The organism is Mesorhizobium sp. WSM4814, from assembly GCF_055811595.1.
In genome coordinates this window covers 396891-421371 of the sequence record NZ_JBVVQT010000003.1, presented here as the reverse complement: position 1 = coordinate 421371, position 24481 = coordinate 396891, and the positions used below count along the sequence as shown (strand labels likewise).

The window sequence follows — 24481 nt, the reverse complement described above, 5'->3', positions numbered from 1 at the left end:
GGCAGCTTCGATACAATGCTGTGCAAAGGACGGGCTGTGCAAGGGACGGCGCTGACTGTGAGGCCGCGCGAATCCTTGCAAACTCTGATTGCCGTCACCACACTGGTGAAGGGACTGATTCGTTAAGAGAACACTATGTCTCGCTCGAGCGACGATAGCATCAGCCCGAAACTCCGGCTGGCAATAGACCGGAAGATTGCATCTCTGCTGACTGCTATCGAGCAGGAAAAGGTCCCCGACCAGCTGACCGACCTTGCGGTTCAATTGCAGAATGCGCTTGTCGAGAAGCGTCGATGCAAAGCAAAGAAACAGGACTAGCTATCGGCGCCTGTCGACTGCGAAGTTTCCCTGTGCTGCTGACAGGTGATTGCGTCGTTCCACCAATGTCTGCAAGGAACTTTCGCCGAGGTATTCCAGCACGCTGGCACGCGCTCGGTTAAGGCGGCTTTTTACCGTTCCAACCGCGCAACCGCATATTTCGGCAGTTTCTTCATAGCTGACGCCAAGGACCCCGATCAGCATCAGGACCTCGCGCTGATGCTCCGGCAACCTCTGGACCGCGTTGGAGACTTCCTTGCTCTGAACGGACCACTCCTGCGTCGCTTCCGTAATCGGGATTGCGGAGGCGCAGTCGAGCAGGCCTGGCTTTTCCCTGTCGGCGGCCTTGATGCGCGTATAATAGCTATTGCGCATGATGGTGAAGAGCCATGACTTCATACGCGTTCCAGGCTCAAATTTGTCGATGTTGGCGAGCCCTTTGGTCAATGTCTCCTGGACCAGGTCGTCGGCATCGTCGGGAACCCGGCAGAAGGTGCGGGCGAAGGCTCGCAAGGCAGGTATCAGGTCAACGATGGAAACGTCGTCCGTTTCCTGGTTGGCCAAGGGGTAGCCCCTGGAGGACAATGGTCCAGCTCCCAGCAAGAAAGAGTTGATGAACGCAGACCTAGCTAAATGCATGAAGGTTTGGATCGTTCCGGACATCGAAATAAGGTGCTGGAAAATCTCGGATTGGGCGGGCGGCCGTCTATGACCGGTCGTTGTTCTTGGCCGCCTCTTCCCGCTGCTTTTTCAGGACTTCGTCAGTCCCGACCAGCTTTTTCGCCCCGCCGGATATCGCTGTTGACACCACCGCCGGCGGGTCGCTCGCGGGAAAAGAATCCTCAAGCCCGGCCTGCAACTGGTCTTCCAGGGTCTTCGGCTCTTCCGACCGACCAGGCGTCCTTCGGGCTTCTGCTCCCTCCAGCGGCTGTTTCATGTCAGGCGAACTACTGACCTCGCGAACGCAGGCGTAAAGCTGTTCGATGGCAAATTCCTTCATTGTCTCGAAATCGGCCCTCTCATCGCGCATTGCCTCGATCTTATCGACCATGGTCTTCTCGAACCGGTCAAGGCTATCGCGTCCGCAAGCCTGGCAAAGACGCAACAATGCTTCGTGGAGTACTTTCGGACCAAAATAAGCAGACGCCTCGAGCTTGAGCCGCTGCAGATGCTCTGGAGTCACCGCCTGAAGTTTTGACATATGCAGCCCCTTTCGCCTGCCGAGCATATCAACGGCGTTGGTCGGCAGATGTTCCAATCACCCGCGACCGGGCTCGCTAAACGGGTCGCTCGGCCACTCAACGCCATGCCGAACGCCAACGCCAACGATAGCGGGCTCTCTCACCTGGCATCTGCGCAATGTCTTTGACCCATTGGTCTTCTTGAAGATTCCGGTTCAAGCTAATTCAAGCCTGGCAATGGCCAGTCGGCCACGCCGGTTCAAGAATCCCGGACGGCAAGGCACTACCTGCATCTTGCGAGCGGAGCCTGGCGATCTTCGCCTGGGCTCCGCAAGCCTGTCACCACCAGGAATCAGGCGGCGGCTTGGAGGGCACGTTGGTTGACACCACCCTCGCCCAACCCGGTCAGCGCTTCGTCTGTCGCGACCTCTTCCTTGAGCGTTGCCTTGAGAAGGGCGGCGACGTCGGCCTTTCCCATCTGTTCCGCCCAGGCGACAAGAGTGCCGTACCGGGCGATCTCGTAATGTTCGACGGCTTGCGCCGCTGCGACCAGTCCGGCATCGAGCGCAGGAGCACCGTCATAGTCTTCGAGGATCTCGGAGCCTTCTTCAATGATGCCGTCGATCGCCGGGCAGGTCTTGCCGCGTGCCGCCTTGCCAAATTTCTCGAACACCTCCTCGAGCCGGTCGACGTGAACTTCCGTCTCCATGCGATGTTTTTCGAAGGCAGCAGTCACTTTTTCCGACTCCGCGCTTTTGGCCATTTTCGGCAGCGCCCTCAGTATTTTCTTTTCGGCGTAGTAAAGATCTTTCAGCCCGTCGAGGAACAGGTCCTCAAGGCCCTTGGTTGTCGCTTTCGCAGCTTTTTTCGCAGTTGCCATGGTCGTCTCCCGCTGAGGTTTGGAGCTAGCCTCCCTAACTGGGAAGGCGACCGATAACCCCGCCGGCCGGCAACAAGTTCCCTGATGATTCGAGCCGCTGGAAATTTTTCGCCTCAGGCCGCGCAGGTGCTGCAAGGCTTACGCTGGCGAGACGGCGGTGCGAGCAAATGGCTTCGCCAGCAATCGGCTCAATCGATCCGCTTGATACGGCCCTTGTCGAGACGGAACACTCCATCCTGGCCGCCCTGCCTCTCAAAATCGGTAAGCAGATCGTCCCAGGTCCCGAGGAATTCGCCACAGTCGTCGCAAAAGATCCGGTCGTCAGGACCGGCGTCGGCCGGAATCCTCAGCCTTATCGTCAAGCAATAAGGGCATTCCAACTGGTGGTTAAGATACTGTGTGGTCATCGACGACAGCAAGAATGCACTGGAAACGTCGCCCCTGCAACCTGCTCGCGCCGGGGCAGGACGCTTGCATTGATTATATGCCGTCTTTGGTCGGAGGCCAGCCAGACTGGGCAGTCGGCGGAATGTTGTCGGAAGTCACCTCACCCCGCTTGAGTTTTCGAATGGCCTCATTGGCTTCGAATTCATCGAGGCCGGAAAGCGGCATGCCGTCAACCACGACGGCTTCCTCACTCTCGTCGTCGTAGACTTCCCACAGCCCGTCCGAATTCTGTCGTTTGTTGTAGATGGTTGGCATGGCCGCTCCCCTAGATACCGCTATTGAACGCGTGCTACCCACTGCAGAGCCTGGGTCTTTTCGTCCGCCGGGAACACCCGCGCCTCGATCTGCGGGAACAGTGCGCCCGTCATTTCGGTAGCTGCCTTGATCCACTGTTTTTCGGACACCACTGCGGCACGCTGGAAGCGGTGGAGTTCGCCAAGTTTGCTCAAGCCGTACTGCAGATCGCGGCGCAACGCGTCGCCCGTCATGTCCTCCAGATCGGTAAGGTCGGCCAGGATGCCGATCTCTTCATGTTCGCTCAGTTTCTCTTCGATGGTCGGGATGATCTTGTCGTAGTCCTCCGCGGTCACGGTACCGGCAACGCGAAATGCGGCGACATTCTCAGGAGCAGAAATAACCTCGATCACTTTTTCCTCCTTCGGATTGGTTTTCGGGATCATGCCGAACAACTCAAGCCGCCGACGGATGTTCCCTGGTCCTAAGCGTTTTTAGACACTAAACCACCGCTTTCCTTGGCGGCTCCCGGGTCGCATTCGTGACGACGGTATAGCGCGTGATCGGACCCTCATCGGGGTCTTCTCCCTGAAAGTGAACGTCGGCGTTGTCAGGCAACCGGCTGGTATTGCCGAACGTCTTGACCGCGGACGCACGCACCAGTTGGATGTCCGGGTCCTGCTTCATGATCTTTATTGCCGCAAGCTCGGCCGTGCTGCTGCCGCCAATGCGCCAGCTGGCCTCGAGCACACCGGATCGCCAGATACCCGACGAATCGACACCCTGGCCGATATCGTAGTTACGCCGCGAGGCGAAAAATCCAGGATACTCAGCCATCGCCGCGTCATAGGCCCTCGCCTGCGCAATTGCCGAACCCAGTGCGCGGGGAAGCTGAAGGTCTTCGAGAGCTTCCCATCCGCCGCGCACGACAATGAGGTCCGACCCGCCATAAACGGATTGTCCCGCATTATCAGTCGTCGTCGTTTGAGTGCCGTAGTAGGCGACCATGGTTTCGTCGATCTCGGTTCTGCCAACACTCAAAGTGACGACGTCACGAAGGTCAGCTTCGAGCACCAGACCGTACTCGTTCAAGTCGGGGGAGCGGTATCGCTCGAGCAGTCTCTCGACGTCAGCAACCGTGCGAACGATGTGCTGGTCCTGGCCTCGCGAGGCAAGCGGTGGCTTGAGCCGGGCCAGCCCATGCCTCAGCAGGCGTTGCGCTGCTCGCAGCGCATCGTGCCGCGAAAACACGGTGTAGCCAGGCAATACTGCGGCGGCGACAGTTCTGCCGAAGCCGGTTGACCATTCCTTCGGTCGTTCGGCCAGGTCGTCGACCAGTTCGTGGGTTATGGCCTTGGTGGTCGCGAATCGCCAAGGCACCACGCCGCCGAAGAGGTCTTGCGGCCCGTTGATACCCAGCCGTGCCGCATCGCTGGCAAGCAAGCTGTCGTCCGGCACGAAGTACAAGCGCCCGCCATTGCCGCTGCTGTGGCCTAGACCCTGCCGGAAGGCAAACCCCTTGAGGGTGGCAATGGTGCGGGCGACGGCAGCTATGGCTTCCCGCTCGTGAGCGTAGAGAGGCTCGCAGCCCGGCTCGGAGAATGCGATCACGGTGCCTTTTGGCTGGCTCGGCTGAGTGCCTCTGTGCTCGGTCATATCGGTCGTTCCGGTGCTTCCTCGTTATGGGCATTGGGCGCCGATGTTGCGGTCCTACGCGCCCTGTCCCCGGGAGAACGCAGCAGATGGCAGAACGTTCAGCCCGGATTGGCAGGCTCGCCGCGCGGGCGCAGACGCTGGTATCCAGCCGTGACCTTGGAGCGCGCTGCGGTGCAGAACCTTTGATCGCCGACGGACAGCGCCCCCCTCTGTCCTGCCGGACATCTCCCTCACACGGGGGGAGATCGGCAGCTTCGCGGACAGCGTCCCTTTTTTGCACGGTTGGTGGTTGGCGAAATCAGTGATGAAGGCCAATCTCCCCCCTCGTGGGGGAGATGTCCGGCAGGACAGAGGGGGGGCGCGAAGGATCGCTGCGGAGCGCTTTTATTCTGACCCGCTGCATTCTTCGGCTGACGTCACGGAATGGATCCCAGGGTCTGCGCGCGTCGCTTCGCTCCTTGCTCCGCCCTGGGATGACGAAGTGGAGGGGTGCCGCCGTCGGCTTGCAAGGATGGCGGAAAGGGTGACCGGGCGGAAATCCCAGCTGTCGACGCCGGCGTCGTACTGGCGTGTGACCGGGCTCAGCCTGCCGTGGGAATGGCCATGCAGATTGATCGATTTCTTGCCGATCTGATTCCAGGTGCGAAAAGGATAGTGGCAAAGGATCAGCAACCTGCCGTCTATCGTCAGTTCCTTGTAATGCTGTGTGCTGGCCCAACCCGCAGCCTCTATGGTCGCCGCGCCATCGTTGTTGCCGATAATAAGATGCTTCTCGCCATGAAGAGACGACAGCAGCGATGCAACGAATTCGGCCGATCCCTTGGCAAAGTCGCCGAGATGCCAGATCTGGTCACTCGGGCTGACGGTTTCGTTCCAGAGCGAAATCAGCGCTCGATCGTGTTCGGCCAGCGAGCCGAACGGGCGGCGATCGATGCGCAGAATGCGGGGATCGCTGAAATGTGTGTCGGCCGTGAAATAGATCATGGTCGTTCACAGCCTTTGCGGACGTTGTCCGAACCTCGCCTTCCCGCAATTAACATTTGAGGTGGCCAACAAGATCAGACGCGGCTAACATACTCCTCGCTTTGGAGAGTGTCGTGCGCACGAGACGTTTCAGAAAGCCAATTGTCGTTCAACCCGGTCGGATCGATCGTGACAGGGTTGTCTTGTCTGTCTCCGATGCGGCTGAAGTGCTGCTGAAGGACTGGCCGACGCCAGCGTCCAAGACGCGACTGGCTGCAATCGCAGCCTGCCTTGCTGTTATCCGCGGCGAAAAGCCGCCAAGGGTCGCACGCCAGGCGTTCATCGTCGCGGCCAAGGACGCGAGGATCCTGCTCGGCGAACAAATCTAGCCCCGTCAGGCAGAGCCTTGTCAGGCCATCCGATCTCTTCCTTGACCTGCTCCTGCAGATCGTCACGCGCGCTTCGCCTTGCCAGGCGCTGAGGTCGAGTTGCTCAGACAATCGCTCGATCCCAACCGCCATAGTGCTGGTCACTGCGCGTGCCGCGCGGCAGGCTGAGCACGATCAGCGCCAGACCGATCGCAACGTCCGCCACCATCGCCGGGGTTTCACCGCCGGCAAGCACGAAGGGGGACACCGCGACCCATGCGCCAAGCACGACATTGAGGAAGCGTAGCGGCCGGACCACTTCGGCCATGGCCGTGACTGCGACCATGATAATGAGACAGCCGACGACATGATCGCTGAAGTAAAGCGGTGGCTGCGTGCCGAAGATCAATGGCGTGGTCATCAGCAAGGCGCCGAGCAGCGTACTTGCTGCCAGCGTCCACGGGAAGTTGACGCCGCCGGTGACAAATTCCTTCAGCACCTCGAAAACCGGACGGTCGAGATCGGCGCCAGGCGTCTGGTTCTCCGACAGCGCCGGTCCGCCCATCCAGAAGGTACGCCAGAACGGCTCGCCTGCCCTCGTGGCGCCCCAGAGATACTGGATGGTCGCCAGCACCTCGTCGACGGAGTAAGGGATCAGCACCACCGTGACGGCGGCCTGGAGAATGCAGAGCGTGCACAGCGCGCCAATCAGCGGTGGCTGGATGATGATGAAGGACACACTGACCACGCCAAGCGGAACGATCAGCAGGCCGAACAGGAGCACCATCCACGGCATGGTGCGCCAGCGCCGTCGGTCGCCGATCGCACCGGCGAGGATATCGAGGCAATAGGCGAAGGCGCCGAGCCCGGCATCGGCGACTGGAAAACCCTTCGAGACCCATGACGTCACCACCGCCTCGCTGCCGTTGCGCACCGGCGCGCCACCGGGGCCGAAGAACGGATCCCACAGCCCATCCGCGTGGCCCATTTGGAAGGCGGCGAGATAGCGCGAGACGAACAGGCCGACGAAGGCCAGCGCCACGATCGGTATCCGCTGCGTGAAGGTCGATGGCGAATAGGTCCAGCCCAGCGGAATGTCGTCGTCGGCCGCCAGCGCGCGGCGGCTGATGCCAGGGGTCGGCGGGATCATCACCGCAAAGGCGACGATCAGCATGCCGACGAGCGTGTCGATGGCATAGGCGGCGGCGCTGGTCGTCCAGAACAGCAACGGCGCCAGCATCACCCAAACGCCGAGCGACGCCGTGATCCACTGCACCCAGCGCCAGCGTCGGGACATGCCCATCAACGCAAAGGCCGTCACCAGCAGGCCGGAAACGATCTCGCTGACGCCGAGGCCTGCGTTGCGCAATTGCGGCTCCGCGACAGCGTGCCCCAGAGCGGGTGGCATTGCGGCTGTGACGGGATCGAACAGGCCAATTGTCATTGGCGAGGTGACCAGCCACAGCCCAAGCGCAGCGTTGGTCATCGGCGCCCAGAGCGTCCTCGACCGATGCCGTTTTATCGCCGCTTCGACCTCTTCCTTGCTTCGCTCGAGCGGTCCCTTGAGGCGCCTTTCGGCCTGCTCGATCTCGGGGTCAGAAGCCGCGACAACGGGCGGATCGAGCTTGTTGGCCGCATACCAGTCCGTGGGGTCCTGCTTCAGCCGGCGGATCATCTCCGGTAGAGTGTCCAGCAGATTGTGTTTGGGCGCCCAGCCCAGCAGGGTTTTGGCCCGCGAAATGTCGATCTCGTAATGATCGTCCGAGTTCTCGATCATCCACGGTTTGATGTCGGTGTCCTGGTCGAGCACCTCCGTCTGCACCCACGCGCCGAGCTTCGTCAGTTGCTTCGGCAGCGCCAGGGTGCGCCAGTCCTCGCCATGGATGAGCCGGCCGATGCGCTTCTGCATCTCCTCGTATGACGGTGTGTCTTCTTCGCCGATCAGAAGCACGGTCTCGGCCGGAAGTTCGGCGCGCCGGTCGACGGTGCGCACCACTGCATCGACGAGATCGTCCTTGTGCAGATAGGGCTGGCCGGCGGTGATATCGCCGGCGAACAGATACGCGGTCGGCAAGCGTTCGAAGATGCGGGCGATCTGCTGGGCAATAAAGGCGGCCCGGCAGTCTTCGTCATAGACGCCGGCGAGCCGCAGGGTCACCGTCTTGATCTGGCCGCGCTCCCGCGAAATCAGCGCCTCGGTTTCGGCTTTCGATCTTGGGTAGGCCCAGGCCGGGTCAAGCGGCGAGTCCTCATTGATTTTCGCGCCCTTCTCCGGGCTTGGCGCATGGACGAGAAGCGTGCTGGAGAACACGAACTGTTCGCTCTCGACCGCCGTCAGCGCCTTCAGCAGCCGGCGCGTGCCCTGCACGGTGACGGCGTCATATTTTGGGTTGTCCTCGCCGGTCGTGTCATAATAGGCGGCAAGATGGACGACCGAAGCGATGCGGCCGCCGCTGCGCTCCCGTGCCGCCTGCACAGCCCTGCTCACGCCCTCATCGGAGGTGAGATCGATCTCGATCGTCTCCATGCCGGCGGGGGCATGCTTGGGTTTTGCGACGTCGAGGCCGATGACGCGATAGCGGTCGATCAAGCCTCGCGCGATCGCCTGCCCCAGGAAGCCGCTGCTGCCGGTGACAAGAACCGTCGGAAGGGTCGTGCCGTGATTTGCCATGGCTCAGGCCCGACCGTGTTGGAAGAGCGGCCCGATGGCGCGATGCGCTTTGGCCTTGCTCGGCTCGCCCGGCAACTTGGAACTGGATTCATTTTGTTTCTCGCGCTTTGACCTGCCCAGGATCATTGCCTCGGCCTTTCCGGAGGCGCGAGATGATCGAGGAACCATCGCGTGGCGTGCCTGATCACTTCATCCATTGTGCCCGGCTCCTCGAAGAGGTGGCCGGCACCGTCGATAATGATCAACTGTTTCTCGCCCTTCAGCGCTGCAAGGGCCCGCTGGTTCATCCCGATCACCGGCCCGTCCAGGCTGCCGACCAGAAGCAGTGTCGGGGCACGCACGGCCGGCAACACGTCCATCGCCAGATCGGGCCGGCCGCCGCGCGAGACGACAGCCGCGATAGCTGCATCCGGGCGTGCGGCGGCCAGCGCGGCTGCGGCGCCAGTGCTTGCCCCGAAATAGAGCGGAACAAGCCTTCTGGTACGGGCTTCGGCAGCCGCCCAATGCGTGGCCAGCGCGAGCCGCGATGCGAGCAGGTCAATGTCGAAGACGTTTCGCCTGTCGCCTTCCTCGATCGACGTCAACAGGTCGACGAGAAGGGTCGCCAGTCCGGCCTGCCGAAGTGCAGCGGCCACGTGATTGTTGCGCGGACTGAGCCGTCCACTTCCGCTGCCATGAGCGAAGATGACGATGCCTTGCGCACCGTGCGGCACGCCCAGCAGCCCGACGAGCCCGCCGGGCTCGATCCTGACCTCCTCGACCTCTGTCATGGCGGTTGCCGGCATCGTTACACTCCAAAGGGAGGATCGCAGCAGAGGAACTGCGCCTCGCGCCCACTCAGTGCGTTAAACACTGGCATGGCGGAAATGTTTCCGGGGAAGGTCAGAAAAAATATGGCCTCCATCCGGAGCGACGCGGCGCAGACCTTGGGATGCATGCCGTTACCTCAGCCGAGGAATGCAGCGGACCAGAACAAAAGCGCTCCGTAGCGATCCTTCGCGCCCCCCTCTGTCCTGCCCTCTTTGCCCAAGACTCGGCATCTCCCCCACGAGGGGGGAGATCGGCAGCTTCGAGGCAGCGTCCTTTTTGCAAGGTTGGTGGTTGGCGAAATCATTGATGAAGGCCGATCTCCCCCCAAGTGGGGGAGATTTCCGGCAGGACAGAGGGGGGCGCCTCGCTCCGCCATCAAAGGTTCTGCACCGTCATGACGCTCTGATGTCACGGCATGGATCCCAGGGTCTACGCGACGTCGCTTCGCTCCTGCTCCGCCCTGGGATGACGAAGGCGTGGTGGCTGTAGCTAATCCCCAGCGTGAGAGATGCTGCAGGCCGGGCGGCAGTCCCCGTCAGGAACTGGCGGCGCTTGTGGATGGCTTGTCGGCATTCCATTCCGCCTTGCGTGCTCGCGCTTCCTCGAAGATCAGCTTGAATTCCCGCATCATCGCGCTCTCAATGGCGAATGCACGGCTTGGCACGGCGCCGGGGTCTTCCTGATTGTTCTGGAATTGAAAGCGGGCTTCCAGTTCGGCCCATATTCGCTCTGACTTGTCGGGGCCGGCAAGCAGCGCGACGACCAGCGCCAGAGTCTCTCGCTGGGCATTGAGCCGACCCTCGATCTCTTCATTCGTCAACTCGGACATGTGGGATCGCTTCCGGTTTCAGGCGAAACGGCAAAATCGCATCCTTGTTCCGGAATTCAGCTCGTCGGCTCGCAGAGAGGGCCTACTGCTCCCTGAAAGCTCGCTGGATCTGATCCGCCAAAGGTTTTACGAGATAGGACAGCATGGTGCGGTTGCCGGTCGAAAAGAACACCTCGACAGGCATGCCTGGCGCCAGGGCCACGCCCTTGAGCCGGCCAAGCTCTGTGCGCGGTAAAGCAACATGCACGGTGTAAAAGCCGGTGCCGGTTTTCTCATCGACATTGAGGTCGGCGGAAATCTTGCTGACGGCACCATTCAGTTCCGGCGTCGTTTGCTGATTGAATGCAGACAGCCGCAGGGTCGCGCCTTGCCCTGGCGTCAACTGATCGATGTCTTGCGGAGCCACACGCGCCTCGACGGTCAGGTCGTCCGTCACCGGGACAATCAGCATGATGAGCTCGCCTGGAGATATAACGCCACCGACCGTGTGCACGCCGAGCTGATGAACGACACCGTTCTGCGGACTGCGTATGTCGATGCGTTTGAGCTGATCTTCGGCCGAAACCTTGCGCTCGACGGACTCGGAGATCTTTGCCTGGACGTCTCGCAGTTCGCTTGCCACTTCGCTGCGCAAATCCTGGTCGATCTGGATGATCTGCAAACGGATTTCGGAGGTACGACCCTTCGATTGCGCTATGGCCGCAGTCAGTTGCCCGTGCTCGCCTTTAAGCCGCACGGCATCGCGTTCAAGCGCAGTAATACGATCGATCGAAACCAGCTTGCGTTGCCAAAGTCTGCGCATGCCTTCGAGTTCAAAGCCGATCAACTTGATTTCCTGGCTCTTGGCATCTCTTTGCTCGGTCAAGCCGGAAACCTCTTCGGCAAGCTGCGCAATGCGCTCCTGCAACTGAGCCTTCTGACCGGCGCGTGCCTGTCGGCGAAATTCGAACAGAGATTGCTCGCCGGCCATCGCCCGACCAATCTCGGGGGCATCCTGGCGTGACACAAGCGAAGCTGGAAAGACGATGCTTGCCTTGCCGTCGCGCTCGGCCTCAAGGCGAGCCAGCCGCGCCTCGAATTCGTCCAGGCTCTTCGAGACGATCGCCAAATTGGCCCGGGTGATGGTCTCATCGAGGCGGATCAAGACCTTGCCCGATTGCACGGCATCGCCTTCCCGGACGAAGATTTGACCGACAACGCCACCCGTCGGATGCTGCACCTTCTTGACGCTGGAATCGACAACCAGCTTTCCCGAAGCGATGACGGCTCCGGAAATCTCGGTGACGGCGGCCAAGCTCCCCGCCCCGCCAACCAGCAGGATGCAGGTTGCGACACCGCCAAGCAGATAGCGTCGAATGGTGCGATCGGCTGCGAATATCGTGCGTTGCGCCATCAGGATGCCGTCTCTTCAAGTCCGGAAACGACCTTCAAGGGAACGCCCGCTGGGCGGGTTATCTTGTTCAAGATCTCATTCTTCGGGCCAAAGGCCTGAATACGGCCGTTCGCCATCACAAGAACCTGATCCAGGCTGGCCAGCGCGCTGGGCCGATGTGCGACCACGATGGCAATACCGCCTCGCGCGCGAACAGCTTGAATCGCCACCGTCAACGCGGCCTCGCCTTCCGCGTCGAGGTTGGAGTTAGGCTCGTCGAGAACAACCAGAAACGGGTCACCGTAGAGAGCCCGGGCAAGCGCCACCCGCTGCCTCTGGCCAGCCGAAAGCGCCGAACCGGCCTCGCCGATGCGTGTCTCGTAGCCTTCCGCCAGGTGGATGACGAGTTCATGAACGCCGGCCGCGCGCGCAGCCGCCAATATCTTGTCGGAAGGCGCTTGCGGCTCGAAGCGCGCGATGTTCTCGGCAATGGTGCCGTCGAACAGTTGCACATCCTGCGGCAGATAGCCGACATGCTTGCCCAGTTCTTCCGGCGACCATTGGTCGAGTGTTGCGCCATCCAGCCTGACGGTGCCGCGAACCGGGAGCCATATGCCGGCAATCGCGCGCACGAGCGATGACTTGCCCGAAGCGCTCGGCCCGACGATGCCGAGGCCGACGCCCTGTCCCAGTGCAAAGGTGGCGTCCTGCACGACCATCCGGCGCTCACCCGGCGGTGCGACACTGATACTTTCGACCGAAAGAGCAGATCTCGGAGCAGGCAGCGAGATACTTGTCGCAGTTTCGGGAAGCAGGACCAAAAGCTGGGTCAAGCGGGCCCAGGCCTGGCGGGCGGTGACGAAGCCCTTCCAGTGGGCGATAGCCAGTTCGATCGGTGCGAGCGCCCGGCTCATCATGATCGAACTGGCGATCATGATGCCGCCGGTCGCTTCCTGATGGATGACCAGATAAGCGCCGATCGCCAGGATGCCCGATTGCAGCATCATGCGCAGGATCTTCGCGATCGTTGCGAGCGTCCCGGCAAGGTCGCTGGCCGTTGCATTGGTGTCGAGATAGCCGGCATTGATCCCTGACCAGCGCTCGGCGATGCGCGAGCCAAAGCCCATGGCCTGCAGAACCTCGGCATTGCGACGTGTCGCTTCGGCAAGTGTATTGCGCGCTGCCGCTTGACTGTTTGCCTTTCTGGCGGGCTCTCTCGTGCGAATTTCGGCAAGCAATGCCAGGCTGAACAGAATGACCACGCCGGCCAGCGCCGTCATGCCGATCCAGAAATGGAACAGGAAGCAGATTGCCAGGTAGAGCGGCATCCACGGCAGGTCGAAAAGCGCGGTCGGGCCGGCGCTCGACATGAACGATCGCACCTGGTCAAGGTCGCGCAACGATTGAAGGCCGTCGCCTGCGAGCTTGGTTCGCAGCGGCAGACGCATGAGGGCGGCATAGACCTGTCCGCTCAAGCGCGCGTCCAGCGCCATCCCGATGCGCACCAGCAAACGCGACCGGATGAGTTCGAGAACGCCCTGAAAAACGAAAAGTGTGCCGGCAAACACGGCGAGCCCGACGAGCGTCGGCACGCTGCGGCCGGGTATGACACGATCATAGACCTGCAGCATGAAGAACGAGCCGGTCAGCGCCAGGACATTGACGACGCCGCTCATCAACGCAATTCCGCCCAACGCTCGCCGGAAGGAAGCCAAAACCGCCGCGAGTGTCGTTCGCGGCGGCTCGGGTGGAATGGGATGCGACGTCGGCTTCACATCAGTTCCAGTTCGGTCTCAGGCGGCAATGGCCGCGCCCGAAATGATGACGAACGTGTCGGTGCCGAGTCCATCTGTCAAATGTCAGATAACCCAGTCTTGCAACGCATAGGCATGGATGTAGTCGATCTGCATTTCGGCAGGCGTCGCAAGCTCGTCGGCGGGCTCTCCCGCCTGGCCACCAATCCCCATATTCACCAGCATATACATCGGGTCATGCATGTCGGCAGGCGTTGCGGCACGAGCGACTTCGACGTCGTCGAAATACCAGACGAGTTCGTCTTCTGTCCAAAGCACGCCATACGTGTGGAACCCTTCGGTATCCGCGGCATAGGCCGTCGTGCCTACTGTTGTATGCGTTCCCGTCGCGTTCGAGTGGCCTGTCAGGATGAGCTTGTTTGGATCTTTACCGAACATCTCGATGACGTCCAGTTCCGGTGGCCAGGAGCCGTCCGCCGGGAGAAGCCAGAAGGCCGGCCATGCCCCTTGTGTTTCGGGCATGTCGGCGCGAATTTCAAAATAGCCGTAGGTCTGCGCGAAGGATTCGTAGGTCGTCAGCAACCCTGACGTGTATTCGTAGTTATTTATGTAGGGACGGATCGCCTCAGGAGCCCGGGCGGCGGTAATGGTGAGAACGCCGTCCTCGATGCTGAACGGATTGACGGAGCGTGTCGGGGCGTAGTCGGTATCGATGTACCATTGAAGATCATTGTTGCTCGTGAGCGTGCTGCCGTTCTCGGCCCCCCACCAGTAATTCGAATCCCAGGTGCCGCTCGAGCCGTTCCACAGGTCCAACGTATCGAACTCGTCCGAAAAGGTCAGTTCCAGGGCAGACCTGTCCACGGCCAGCTTGAACTGGCTTGCAGTGAAATCGCCGATGGTCTTGTTGGCGAAGACGAGAAACTCGCCGTCGGACAGATTTAGCCGGACGTTGGCTCCCGACTGCACCATGTTGGCGCGCACCTCTTCGAAGGAGGTGAAGCCGTAGCTCCCGACGCGAACCGTATCCGTCGCGCCAAGGTCCAGGATCAGGTCACTGCCGTTGCCGGGGTTGACGACGAAAATGTCCGCCCCGGATCCGCCCTTGAGCACGTCATCGCCCTGCAAGCCGTCGAGCGTCTGTTGGCCGGAGCCGCCGGTAACGATGTTGTTCAGCTCGTTTCCGAAAGCATAGCGTTTGTCGCCGGTGACCGTCAGGTTCTCGAAATTCGCCGGGAGCTTGTAGCTCATCCAGGTAGAGATGGTGTCCACGCCCTCGCCGGACAGCTCGACCGCCTTGTTTTTCGCGGCATACAGATAATAGATGTCGTCGCCCTTGCCGCCACGCATTGTGACGGTGACGGCAGCGTCGCCATACATCGAGTCGTTGTATGTGCTGCCATAAAGGGTCGGGCCGGAATTCGTCGCCGAATACCACCTTGCGGAGGAGCCGCTGTAGGCAAGTGGAACGCCCTTGGCGTTCAGAACCGTGGCCATCCCGGTGTTTTCTCCTTTGTCTCGCTCGATAGCAGCCCTAACATCTATCGAGGGCAAAAGTAGCCAGTACTTTTTCACTTTCCAGTTCGGAAGGTTACCAAATGGTTATCACGTAGTGGGAGCACTTGCCGGGGAGCTTCACTGCCTCGAGTGCATAAGGTTGGGCCAACTGCAACATGATCGAAGATGTGGTGAGGCAGATCGAGACCGACCTCACCGCATTTCGCATCTCGAATAGCATTACCGCTGACCGGTGATGAAGAACTGCTAAAAGACCTTGAAAGCGCCCGCGTCGGCTCGTGCATCGACATCGGTGATCAGCATGTGCCCCGGCGATACCGTGATCGAGGTCGCCAGCTCGGCACGAGCAAGTGCATCCTGTGCGGTGATGCTGCTGGCCCAGAATACAGGGACCTCGCCGTCGATGATTTTGACCGCATCGCCCCAGTCGGGAGCCATCAAATCGGCTATTCCGATGACCGTGGGATCTCCGACATGGATGGGAGAGCCGTGGGCATGCGGGAAGCGTGCGGTGAGAGCGCGAACCCTGTCGACATCGCAACGGCTTATCGGACGCATCGAGACGACCATTTCGCCACCAAACGGTCCGACGCGGCAAGTCTGGATCCTGGTTCGGAACTTGGGTGAGGCCTTGCCGCAGCCGATGCGGCTCAGTTTCTTTTCGGCAAGTGCAGCTTCTACGGTCAGCGAACTGCCGAGCGCGAAAGCGGCAAAATCATCCTGCCACAGGTCGATGATGTCCGTCCTGCGACGGGTCAGCTCGCCGAAATGATAGATGTTGTACTGGGGGGCATCGGTGCGGATGTCGATGTCGCCCAGCGCCGGGATCAATGGGCTGCCGGCGCGATTAACGCCGACCAATGGACAGGGTTTCGGGTTGCGGATGCAGTACTGGTGGAAATCGCAGGCAAAGCTGCGCGGCACGATCACAACATTGGCCTGGAGCTTACCGTGCGCCAGCCCCCCTGTATGCCCCTCATAGGCGCCCATTCTGACAAGCCTGCGCAGCCTGTCCGCATCGACCAGTCGCAGGTCCTCGAAGATCGGTGAAGTGGTCAGGCGAGCCATGGCTTCCGGTTCAGAGACAGGTCGGGAGGCGTAAGATCGTTGGCGGCTCGGCTGCTTGTCAAATTGTCAGAATCTTTCCTCAACGATAAATTGTATTTATTGGCCGGCCAACGAGCTTCATCTTGCGACCGACGCCTGCGCAAACCTTCCTGGTGTCATTAACAGCTGCGGCAGCCGATCGCTTCTATCTGTCGGCCCGCCTCGTGCAGGAAGCCAAGGTCGCGCTCCATGTAGAAGAGCAGGAAAGCCGAATAGAGGACAAAGACCAGGCTAAACACCAGCGTCTTCACGATCAGCGAAAGCGCAAAAACATTGAGGTGCGGCGAGGCGCGCGCCAAAAAAGCCAGCACAAGGTCGGACAACAGCATGCTGATGATGAGCGGGAAAACCAGGGTCAATGCCATCATCAGAATGCGGTTCAAGAGATCGAGGAAGATGCCGGCTGCATCCTTGCTGAACACCGGCAGAAGTTGGTCGATCGGCCACAGGCCATAGCTGTCGTAGAGGCTGGTCAGGGAAAGCTCGAGGCCGCCGGCGGCCAGGTAGACCGTGACCATGATGACGGCGAGCAAGGTGCCGGTGGCGCTCGTCTCATGGGTCATCATCGGATCGATCAGCGTCCCCATCGTCGAGCCGCGCTGCAGGTCCAGGATATCGCCCGCAGCCTCGGCCGCCCAGAACGGAATGCCCATCGCCAGCCCGAGCGTTACCCCGACGACGACCTCCTTGAGCATGTAGGCGACGATCATCGTCGTTGCGATGTCGGTGTTTGTCAGCTTGTCGACGATCATCGGAAAGACCGGAACCGTCAGCGCCAAGGCAACGCCGTTGCGCAGAAGGCCCGACAGCGGCACGCGCGAAAAGAGCGGCATCAGCAGCATGAACCCGGTCATGCGGGCGAGCGCGAAAGCTCCCGCCAAAAGAAACAACTGTAGCTCCTTGATCGACGCGAAGAAGGGTTCGACCGGCATCCGCGCGCCTCAACGCGTGACGACGGGGAATTCGTCCAGCGCCGTCGAGGCCTGCTCGGCGATCTGCTGGCCAAGCAGCGGGCCGAAGACGATGATGACCAGCAGGATCACGACAAGCTTGATCGTCTGCGGCAGGGACTGGTCCTGAATTTGCGTCAGCGCCTGGGCCAGCCCGACCAGGATGCCAACGGCCAGCGCCGCGATGATCGCCGGGCCCGACGCGAACAGCACCGTCAGGAGCGCGCCCTGGACCTTCGCCAGGATGAAGTCATTGCTCATGCAAACCTCCCAGCGGCGTCAGACGTAACTCAGGATCAGGCCGTGCATCAGCCGCGACCAGCCATCTATGGCGACGAAAAGGAACAGTTTCAGCGGGACCGAAATGAGGACCGGCGAGACCATGATCATGCCGAGCGTCATCAGGATGTTGGCAACGACGATGTCGATGATGAGGAACGGAAGATAAAGCAGAAAGCCGATTTCAAACGCCCGCGTAAGCTCGGACGCGACAAAGGCAGGGACGAGTATCGAAAGATCGTCGTCCTTCAGATCTTGTCGTGCCTGTTCCGGCCACAGGCGGTTCGTCCCATCGAGAAAGAACTGCCGCTCTTCCGGCTGGGTGAACTTGATCAGGTGCTGCTGCAATGGTTCCCTCATCAGTTGCGCCGCCCTGGCGAGGTCGTCGGTCGTCTGGAACTGAACCTGCCCTTCCTGAAGCCGTCCCGACATCTCGCTCAGCAACGGCGTCGTGACATAGACCGTGAGCACGAGCGCTATGCCGTAGAGCACCAGATTGGGCGGCATCTGCTGGACGCCGAGCGCGTTGCGGATGAGGAACAGCACGACCGAGATTTTCAGGAATCCGGTCATGGTGACGACTGCCAGCGGCAGCAGACCGACAAAGCCGACGGCAATCAGGATCCCAAGCAGGTTGGGCGAATTGTCAAGCATTGTCGAACATGCGGGCGATCCGCACGCCCAGGCTCTCCCCAATCCGGACGATCTCGCCACGGCCGACGCGTTTGCCATTGGCGATGATGTCGACCGTCTCCTTCGTCACATTGGCGAGCGGAACGATGGCACCGGGCGCAAGCTGCCTTACCTCGCCGAGAGGCATCGCCGTGCGGCCGAGTTCGAAGGCAAGCGCAACCGGCAGCTCGTCCAGAGTTGCCTCCTCCAATGCCTGATCGGCGTGCGGCGGCGTGTCTTGGTTCATGGTCCACTCCCATTTCGATCCAGCGATTGCAGTCGGCGCGGCAAGCAGTTGCGGCCCGCTGGCAGTCAGCACCGCCGGGGCATAAAGCCGCTCGGCAATGACCAATGCCGCGTCTTCCTCTTCGTCATCGAAGAGCACCACATCGCCAGGTTGCAGGCTTTCAAGATCACCGTGGCTGATTGTAAGCGCGTGACGCCAAAGGCAGACCAGCAACGGGAATTCGGCAGGAACCGGAGGTCTTGCTTTGCCGATCGCGTCGAGAAAGCCCCCGGCCCGCACCGCCAGACCGACGCTGTCGGTGTGCAAGGCGCAACCTATGGTTTCGTCCTTACCGGCCAGGACGAAAGCCAAAGCGGTTTGGTCCAGAACGCTGTCTTCTTGTTCGATCGACTTAATAGCGATCGTCTCGCCCAGCTTGCTCTCGATCCATTCGAGATCCTTTTCGAATTCGGACTCCAGCAGCAGTGCGGCGTGAGCGGGCGCCAGTCGTTTCAGGTCGATCAACTCGTCAGCCTTGGCAAGACCTCGTTCGACAACAGATAACGGCAGGCGCAACTTGCCCGCCATGTCTCCGAGAGTGAACGCAATCGTGCATGTTGGCTGGTCCACAGGGTTCGGCGCCGGCCAGACGGCGGCGAGCGCCATGGTTTTCCCGGCAATCGTGATCTGCGCGGGAGAACGGCGGCGGTAGAAGGCATTCAATGCCTCAACCTCTCCAGCCGCAACAGATTCCAATGCCAGCGGCTCGCCAACGCTCGAGCGTGTGCGTCTCACCGGTTCTGCGCGCGCTTTCTTTTTTGCCGACGCCAAGGCCTGAGGCATCACACTTCCATATTCACGATCACGGATTGGACTATCGTTCTGTGGGCAAGCGCAGTGGACTGCGCTCGTCTTCCTCGGAAAGCTCGGCAAGCGCGAGGCTGCGACGCGCAGTGCGTTTGGTCAGATGCTGCAACAGCCCGTCCAGCTTCGTCACCGCCTTCATGCTGGCGCGATGATCGTTGCGGGCGGCCGATAACTCGGTTTTGCGTCGTTGCTCGGTGACGCCGGCCATCTTCTCGTTTTCCCGGAGCTGCTCGGTTTGCCTGGCGGCGTTCTCGAATTGCCCCTGAAGCCGATAAAGGCTGACGGCCTTCACCGGTTGTCCAACAAGCGAAGCGAACGCTGCATCCTCAGCGTCGGCTGTCTGCTGCAAGTGTTCGCTGACCGCGGCGGCTGCCTCCCGAACCGCCCCGGCGGCCCGCTGCGCAGCGGCGTATCGCCTTGTGACCGCTTCGTTTGCGCGCTGTTCACTGTGGCGCCTGAGGTCGCGCAATCGTGCGATCGTGTCACGATCTTTCATTGACGATCCCCCGCATGCGTTCGCGTGTCTGCTCGATTGTCTCGTGGGTGGCGGACGGCTGTCGCAGGAAGGCGTTGATGGCGTCGATCTTCGCCACCGCCTCGTCCGCCACCGCATCGCTGCCCTTTTCGTATTCGCCGACGCGCAGCAGCAATTCGACGTCGGCGTAGCGGGCGAGCAGCTCCCGCAAGCGGCCGGCGTCCGACCGATGTTCCGCCGGCACCACCGTGTCCATGAGGCGGCTGCGGCTGCGCAGCACGTCGATGGCCGGGAAATGGTTGCGCTGTGCAAGCTCGTTCGACAGAAAGACGTGGCCGTCGAGAAGCGCCTGGATTTCTTCGGCAACCGGATCCAGCGTGCCATCGCCCTCCAGAAGAACGCTGTAGAGGCTTGTAATGGAGCCGACGCGGCCAGGCCCTGAGCGCTCGAGCAATCGGGGCAGAACTGCAAAAAGCGAAGACGGGAAACCGCGACGCGTCGGCGGCTCGCCTGAAGCGAGGCCAATCTCGCGCTGCGCACGGGCAAACCGCGTGATGTTGTCCATTGCCAGCAGCACATGCTTGCCCTGGTCGCGAAAATATTCGGCAATGCTGGTTGCCACATAAGCGGCCTTGACGCGCTCGATCGCCGGCCGGTCGGACGTCGCGACGACGATGACTGCGCGCGCCAGCCCTTCCGGCCCGAGCTGATGCTCGATGAATTCGCGCACTTCACGTCCGCGTTCACCGACAAGCGCAACCACGGCAACATCTGCGTCGGTGCCGCTGACGATATCCGAAAGCAGGATCGACTTGCCGACGCCAGGCTCGCCGAAGATGCCGACGCGCTGCCCACGCGCGCAGGTGAGAAGCCCATCGAGGGCGCGGATTCCGAGCTGGATAGGCTCGGAAATCAAACTGCGCTCCAGCGGCGACGGCGGATAGGCATTGACGGGATAGCTGCCGGTAATGCCATCCGGCGAAAGCGGCTTGCCATCCAATGGCTCGCCGAACGCGCTGATCACCCGACCAAGCAGGCCGGGCCCGACGGACACCGTCTGGGTCTTTCCGGTCGCAATGACCTCGGTGAGGCTTGAAAGGCCGGTGAGATCGCCAAGCGGCACAAGGATCGCCATCTCGTCCATGAGCCCAACGACTTCCGCCTTGGTCGCCGTGCCGTTCCTGGGATCGACGAGTTCGCAGATCTCGCCGATCCGAACCTCCTCCACCGTCGCGTGAATGACCGTGCCGGTGACCCGCCGTACACGCCCTTTCCTGGGCCGGCTGGCATCTTCACGCAGGCCGGAACGCAGGTTCGGAACGATCGATGCGAGGCGGCTCTCGAGCTTGGTGGCGGGACTTGTCATGCCGCCGCCTCGGCCTTTGATGAAATCGCGGCGGCAATGGCGTTGAGCTGTGCCTCGATGCTGGCGTCGATGACGGCAATGTCGGTCGAGAGGATGCAGGCGTCCGTCGCCAGCGTATCATCGGCGTCGATCTCGATCGTCATGCCCAGGTCACTCTCGCGCAGGACCGCGTTCAGTTCGTCGCGAACCCTGTTAACGGAAGCAGGATGAAGTCGGACTTTTAGATATTTGGCGCGGCGAATTTCAGTGACTGCCTGCGCGGCCGCCTTGGCGACCAGCATGCTCGCGTCGAATTCTCCCAGCACGCGCCTGACCACATCGAGAGCCAGAGTGATGATTTCGGCTTCCAGCCCACCGAGATAGCGATCTACCTTGACCGCGGTCTCGCTCACCAAACGCGCGGCATCCGCGTCGCCTCGCGCCTTGCCATCTTCATAACCCTGCGCATATTCGGCCGCATAGGCTCGCCGAGCGGCGTCACGCAACTGCTGCGCATCACGCCTGGCTTCGTCGAGAAAAGCGTGCCCATCCTGCCAGGCGCGTGCCTCGGCAGCGCGCAGGATGCGGGCGACGGGACGCCTCGGCACGGCAGTGGTCACTTTGTCCGGTTCGACCATATCGCCTAACCCATCGCCCGTCGAACGATTGCCGGACCAGCTTCGGCAAATGGTTCGGCTGTCGGCTGGTCGACAAGCGCATGCGGCATCAGCTTGAGGCGGACCCGCATGCTCGTTTCGCCCGGCATCGCCTGACACCAGGCGCCAAGGCAACGCAGGCCGTCGGCATGGACACGACGATCAATGTCATCCAGGGGCTCCAACGGCTGCATTGGGCCGGCCAGATCGCGGTTGGCGACCGCGAAAGCGCAGACTTCCGCGCCGAGTGCTGCCTGCAACGCAGCGGCTTGGCGTCCATCAATGACGGCGGCCAGACTGCCGGCCCAGTAGATCGCGCCGGCGCGAAGCGCAAGTTCCTCCAACTCCTCACCCGACGACAAGGCAATCGCCAGGTCTGTCTCATCGGCTGGCTCGTTGGAGACGGCGCCGCTGAGGCCGTAACGGTCGAGCAGAAGCACTGACAATCGCTGATGCAGGCGCTGCGACCGCAACATACGCTCGCAGGCGGCCTCGCCGATCGTGCCGCCAAAGCATTGTGCCAGCCGGGCCGCATCCGCATAGCCTGCGGGATTGGACATGAATGTCTGCCATTCCGGGCTGGCAGTTTGCTTCGAGCCGGTCTGGATCATGTCTTCTTCACCGGCATTGCCGAAGCGTCGAGCGCATAAACGCCGGGTCGTCGATACCACTGGACGTAAGCCAGGCGGGCAGCCAGCGCCGCTATAGCCGCCATCATGCCGTAAAACAGCCACATCGCGGCGGCGACGCTGTCGCGATGCAGCCAGAGGCCGAGGAACGTTGTGAAACCTGGCTCGCCGGTTGCGTGCTCGGGAACTGCCGCAGTCACCGGAATGAGCGTGACCGATACATTGTCATAAGTCAGCCCGGCGATGCCTTTGGCCACCAGCATCTTGACCTGCGGGATCAGCTCATTCATCGGAACGGATGCGCGATGCCGGATGAAAACGGAGGCGGACGATGGCACCAGCCGCTGTCTCAGCGGATCGTTTTCGGGCAGGACGAGATGAACGCGCGCGGAAAGCACGCCGTCGATGTCCGAAATCGTCTGCGACAGTTCCTGGCTCAGGCCATAAATCATCGTCGCACGCTCTTCGACCGGCGAGGATACAAGCCCGTCTCGCTTGAACACCTCGCCGAGCGTCTGGAATTCCTGTTTGGGCAACCCGCTTTCGTCGAGAATCGCCATGGCCTCGGCGAAACGGTCCTTCTGTACGGAAACCGTCATTTTGCCGTCCTTGGCCGCCTCGCGCTGGGCCGGGATGCCATGACGCATCAGCGTGGCCACGATCTCGTTGGCCTGCCGCTGGTTGAGGTCGGAATACAGCTCAACCGAGCACGCCTGGAGCACAAGCATGCTCACCACGACGAGCGCGACGCGGCACCGGACGCCGCATCGATTCAATAGTGTCGACCGCCGCGGCAAGGTTATCGTGTGCACGAACACTCCGTAGGCTTACTGTTGCTTGATCAGCGTGCTGGTGGACGACGTAACGGCCGTTACGCTGCTCGTGACCACTTCGAGATTGGCGGCTGCCCACATCACCGAAATGGATCGTTCGAGCAATTGCTCGGCATTTTTTGCAGTGGCGTTTTCGTCTTCCTTGCCTGACGGGGCCTTGCCTGACGGGGCGGTCTTGCCGGCGCCATCCTGCATGGCGGCCGTTTCAGCATTCCCAAGGGCATTTGCCTGGGGGGCATTTGCCTGGCCAAGGGCCCTCTGGACCTGCTGCATGGTTCCTTCCAACGACTGAACCGCAGAACCGAACAATGCAGACGGATCCGTGAGCGCCCCGCCCCCAGCCTTCTCCACCGCGGCCAGATAGTCGAACAGCTTGTGTTCGGCGATCGGCTCCGTCTTTTCCAGTTTGGACGATTGTCCGGCCATCGCCGGATTGGCTCCCGAAGACGACTGCGCCACCTGCTGGCCTGCCCGCGCGGCGACATCACCGCGTTCAGGCATACTGACCTTCGCGGCATCATGTTTTTCCTGATTGGCACCCACCATCCGGTTACCCGGCTGCGCTGTCGTGCCGGCGGTGATCTGCTGCTGCGAAGCCATGCTGGTGGTCAAGTTTGCCAGTGTGGCTTCCAGGGCTCCAATCGGCGCGATTTGCATGAACCTGCCCTCCTGCTTGCTTAGTTCGGTTTGCCGGAGGGAACATTCTGCGCCTCCGCCTGCCTGCCGCGGAAAACGCGGACCGGAACAACTTTGCCAACATCCTGCTTCGCGCTCGGCGCCGCAGGAACTCCCAGTGTTTTCCTGACAAGTTCGACATAGGACGGCGGCCCCGATACCGAGACAACATCGTCCTGCCTGGACACCTTGATCGGAAACTTCGGGTCGACGACCCCCAGCCGCGAAAGCCGATCTTCCACGCCGGCAGCCGTGTTGGCATCAAGCGCGATCATTTCCGTCCGGACCTCGGCTTCGGTCGCAACGTTCATGACGATGCCATCGAAATGCCAGACCAAGCCGTAACGATCGCAGATCTCTTGCAGGAACTCGCGCGCCGTCCCAACCGGCATGCCGACGCTTAAACGACCCTTTACGAGTTTGCTGACACGCATCGGCACCCGCATGTTGCGGCCCAGCTCGACCAGCGCGTCGGTCACCGACTGATCGACGGTGATGTATTTGTATGGGCCGGCGGGCCAGCGCGGTTCGGCGGCGTTGGCCGGCGACGAGGCAGGGCCGAACGCCAGGATCATCGCAAGACCGCAGGCGGCGAAAGCAGCCCTGGCTCCCAACCGATCCGCATGGCAGGTGTCGCGTCCCGTCAACATTGGTCCTATCGCAAAGGGACGCACGAGCGATGGCCCGCGTCGCTGGTTGAATGGTTTACCCGCCGATTCACTCTATCGTGCACATTGCTGAATTGGAAGTCCAATTGGAATGCGCA

General features: G+C 61.4%; 28 protein-coding genes. 2 read left to right on the top strand and 26 right to left on the bottom strand.

The genetic code is table 11. The features are described from left to right. The first annotated feature begins 135 nt into the window (after window positions 1-135). Window positions 136-318, top strand: a complete 183-nt coding sequence (locus AC0L2V_RS08315; RefSeq protein WP_023801247.1) for a hypothetical protein — start codon at window positions 136-138, stop codon at window positions 316-318. Here the strand turns inward: AC0L2V_RS08315 and AC0L2V_RS08310 are convergent, their stop codons facing one another. From AC0L2V_RS08310 to AC0L2V_RS08275, 8 genes are all read right to left on the bottom strand, one after another. Next, window positions 319-882, bottom strand: a complete 564-nt coding sequence (locus AC0L2V_RS08310; RefSeq protein ID WP_027153520.1) for a sigma-70 family RNA polymerase sigma factor — start codon at window positions 880-882, stop codon at window positions 319-321. A 142-nt stretch (window positions 883-1024) separates the two neighbouring features. Then, window positions 1025-1576, bottom strand: coding sequence for a hypothetical protein (locus AC0L2V_RS08305; protein WP_245268651.1), 552 nt, complete (start codon window positions 1574-1576; stop codon window positions 1025-1027). Between the two features lie 275 nt (window positions 1577-1851). Continuing rightward, window positions 1852-2379 carry a YciE/YciF ferroxidase family protein gene (locus tag AC0L2V_RS08300; RefSeq protein ID WP_023799488.1) on the bottom strand — a complete coding sequence of 176 codons (528 nt, stop codon included), beginning with the start codon at window positions 2377-2379 and terminating at the stop codon, window positions 1852-1854. 188 nt (window positions 2380-2567) lie between these two features. Continuing rightward, window positions 2568-2741, bottom strand: coding sequence for a hypothetical protein (locus tag AC0L2V_RS08295; protein WP_245268652.1), 174 nt, complete (start codon window positions 2739-2741; stop codon window positions 2568-2570). A gap of 118 nt (window positions 2742-2859) precedes the next feature. Then, window positions 2860-3081 (bottom strand): hypothetical protein, encoded by a 222-nt coding sequence (locus AC0L2V_RS08290; protein WP_473513137.1) that lies wholly within the window; start codon window positions 3079-3081, stop codon window positions 2860-2862. A gap of 20 nt (window positions 3082-3101) precedes the next feature. After that, window positions 3102-3506, bottom strand: coding sequence for a SpoIIAA family protein (locus AC0L2V_RS08285; RefSeq protein WP_473519871.1), 405 nt, complete (start codon window positions 3504-3506; stop codon window positions 3102-3104). A 55-nt stretch (window positions 3507-3561) separates the two neighbouring features. Then, window positions 3562-4716 carry a DUF3182 family protein gene (locus AC0L2V_RS08280; protein ID WP_473513138.1) on the bottom strand — a complete coding sequence of 385 codons (1155 nt, stop codon included), beginning with the start codon at window positions 4714-4716 and terminating at the stop codon, window positions 3562-3564. Window positions 4717-5100: 384 nt separating this feature from the next. Then, the gene (locus AC0L2V_RS08275; protein WP_473513140.1) at window positions 5101-5700 is read right to left on the bottom strand and encodes a metallophosphoesterase family protein; all 600 of its coding nucleotides are present in this window, start codon (window positions 5698-5700) and stop codon (window positions 5101-5103) included. Between the two features lie 113 nt (window positions 5701-5813). Here AC0L2V_RS08275 and AC0L2V_RS08270 point away from each other — a divergent pair, with 113 nt between their 5' ends. Further along, window positions 5814-6068: a DUF982 domain-containing protein gene (locus AC0L2V_RS08270; protein WP_091590175.1), complete on the top strand. Its 255-nt coding sequence runs from the start codon at window positions 5814-5816 to the stop codon at window positions 6066-6068. A gap of 103 nt (window positions 6069-6171) precedes the next feature. On the opposite strand, the gene AC0L2V_RS08265 is transcribed toward AC0L2V_RS08270, so the two are convergent. From AC0L2V_RS08265 to AC0L2V_RS08180, 18 genes are all read right to left on the bottom strand, one after another. Beyond that, window positions 6172-8718, bottom strand: a complete 2547-nt coding sequence (locus AC0L2V_RS08265) for an NAD-dependent epimerase/dehydratase family protein (protein ID WP_473519870.1) — start codon at window positions 8716-8718, stop codon at window positions 6172-6174. 122 nt (window positions 8719-8840) lie between these two features. Next, window positions 8841-9503 (bottom strand): dienelactone hydrolase family protein, encoded by a 663-nt coding sequence (locus tag AC0L2V_RS08260; protein WP_473519869.1) that lies wholly within the window; start codon window positions 9501-9503, stop codon window positions 8841-8843. A 560-nt stretch (window positions 9504-10063) separates the two neighbouring features. After that, window positions 10064-10357: a hypothetical protein gene (locus tag AC0L2V_RS08255; RefSeq protein WP_473509723.1), complete on the bottom strand. Its 294-nt coding sequence runs from the start codon at window positions 10355-10357 to the stop codon at window positions 10064-10066. Window positions 10358-10439: 82 nt separating this feature from the next. After that, complete coding sequence (locus AC0L2V_RS08250) at window positions 10440-11750, bottom strand: HlyD family type I secretion periplasmic adaptor subunit (protein ID WP_473509722.1); 1311 nt, start codon at window positions 11748-11750, stop codon at window positions 10440-10442. Further along, window positions 11750-13504 (bottom strand): type I secretion system permease/ATPase, encoded by a 1755-nt coding sequence (locus AC0L2V_RS08245; protein ID WP_473519868.1) that lies wholly within the window; start codon window positions 13502-13504, stop codon window positions 11750-11752. Before AC0L2V_RS08245 ends, AC0L2V_RS08250 begins: the two co-directional genes overlap by 1 nt. Window positions 13505-13588: 84 nt before the next feature. After that, on the bottom strand, window positions 13589-14980 hold the full coding sequence (gene eglC, locus AC0L2V_RS08240; RefSeq protein WP_236388236.1) for an endo-1,3-1,4-beta-glycanase EglC: 1392 nt from the start codon (window positions 14978-14980) through the stop codon (window positions 13589-13591). A 267-nt stretch (window positions 14981-15247) separates the two neighbouring features. Then, a complete protein-coding gene (locus tag AC0L2V_RS08235) occupies window positions 15248-16069 on the bottom strand; it encodes a D-glutamate cyclase family protein (protein WP_287138848.1) in 822 nt (273 codons plus the stop codon). Between the two features lie 158 nt (window positions 16070-16227). After that, window positions 16228-17040, bottom strand: coding sequence for a type III secretion system export apparatus subunit SctT (gene sctT / locus AC0L2V_RS08230; protein ID WP_473519867.1), 813 nt, complete (start codon window positions 17038-17040; stop codon window positions 16228-16230). Window positions 17041-17049: 9 nt separating this feature from the next. Beyond that, entirely contained in the window at window positions 17050-17319 is a 270-nt protein-coding gene (locus AC0L2V_RS08225; protein ID WP_287205261.1) for an EscS/YscS/HrcS family type III secretion system export apparatus protein, read from the bottom strand. Window positions 17320-17337: 18 nt separating this feature from the next. After that, window positions 17338-17991 (bottom strand): type III secretion system export apparatus subunit SctR, encoded by a 654-nt coding sequence (sctR, locus tag AC0L2V_RS08220; protein WP_473519866.1) that lies wholly within the window; start codon window positions 17989-17991, stop codon window positions 17338-17340. Continuing rightward, the gene (gene sctQ, locus AC0L2V_RS08215) at window positions 17984-19078 is read right to left on the bottom strand and encodes a type III secretion system cytoplasmic ring protein SctQ (protein ID WP_473519865.1); all 1095 of its coding nucleotides are present in this window, start codon (window positions 19076-19078) and stop codon (window positions 17984-17986) included. Before sctQ ends, sctR begins: the two co-directional genes overlap by 8 nt. Window positions 19079-19109: 31 nt before the next feature. Beyond that, window positions 19110-19571 carry a hypothetical protein gene (locus AC0L2V_RS08210; protein WP_473519864.1) on the bottom strand — a complete coding sequence of 154 codons (462 nt, stop codon included), beginning with the start codon at window positions 19569-19571 and terminating at the stop codon, window positions 19110-19112. Between the two features lie 13 nt (window positions 19572-19584). Then, window positions 19585-20943 carry a FliI/YscN family ATPase gene (locus AC0L2V_RS08205; protein WP_473519863.1) on the bottom strand — a complete coding sequence of 453 codons (1359 nt, stop codon included), beginning with the start codon at window positions 20941-20943 and terminating at the stop codon, window positions 19585-19587. Further along, a complete protein-coding gene (gene sctL, locus AC0L2V_RS08200) occupies window positions 20940-21560 on the bottom strand; it encodes a type III secretion system stator protein SctL (protein WP_419696456.1) in 621 nt (206 codons plus the stop codon). The genes AC0L2V_RS08205 and sctL overlap by 4 nt, the downstream gene beginning before the upstream one ends. Before the next feature lie 5 nt (window positions 21561-21565). After that, a complete protein-coding gene (locus AC0L2V_RS08195) occupies window positions 21566-22138 on the bottom strand; it encodes a SctK family type III secretion system sorting platform protein (RefSeq protein WP_473519862.1) in 573 nt (190 codons plus the stop codon). Window positions 22139-22185: 47 nt separating this feature from the next. Then, a complete protein-coding gene (gene sctJ, locus AC0L2V_RS08190; protein WP_473519861.1) occupies window positions 22186-23019 on the bottom strand; it encodes a type III secretion system inner membrane ring lipoprotein SctJ in 834 nt (277 codons plus the stop codon). Between the two features lie 15 nt (window positions 23020-23034). Further along, window positions 23035-23697 (bottom strand): hypothetical protein, encoded by a 663-nt coding sequence (locus AC0L2V_RS08185; protein ID WP_473519860.1) that lies wholly within the window; start codon window positions 23695-23697, stop codon window positions 23035-23037. 20 nt (window positions 23698-23717) lie between these two features. Then, entirely contained in the window at window positions 23718-24194 is a 477-nt protein-coding gene (locus tag AC0L2V_RS08180; RefSeq protein ID WP_473519859.1) for a type III secretion protein, read from the bottom strand. Between the last annotated feature and the right edge of the window lie 287 nt (window positions 24195-24481).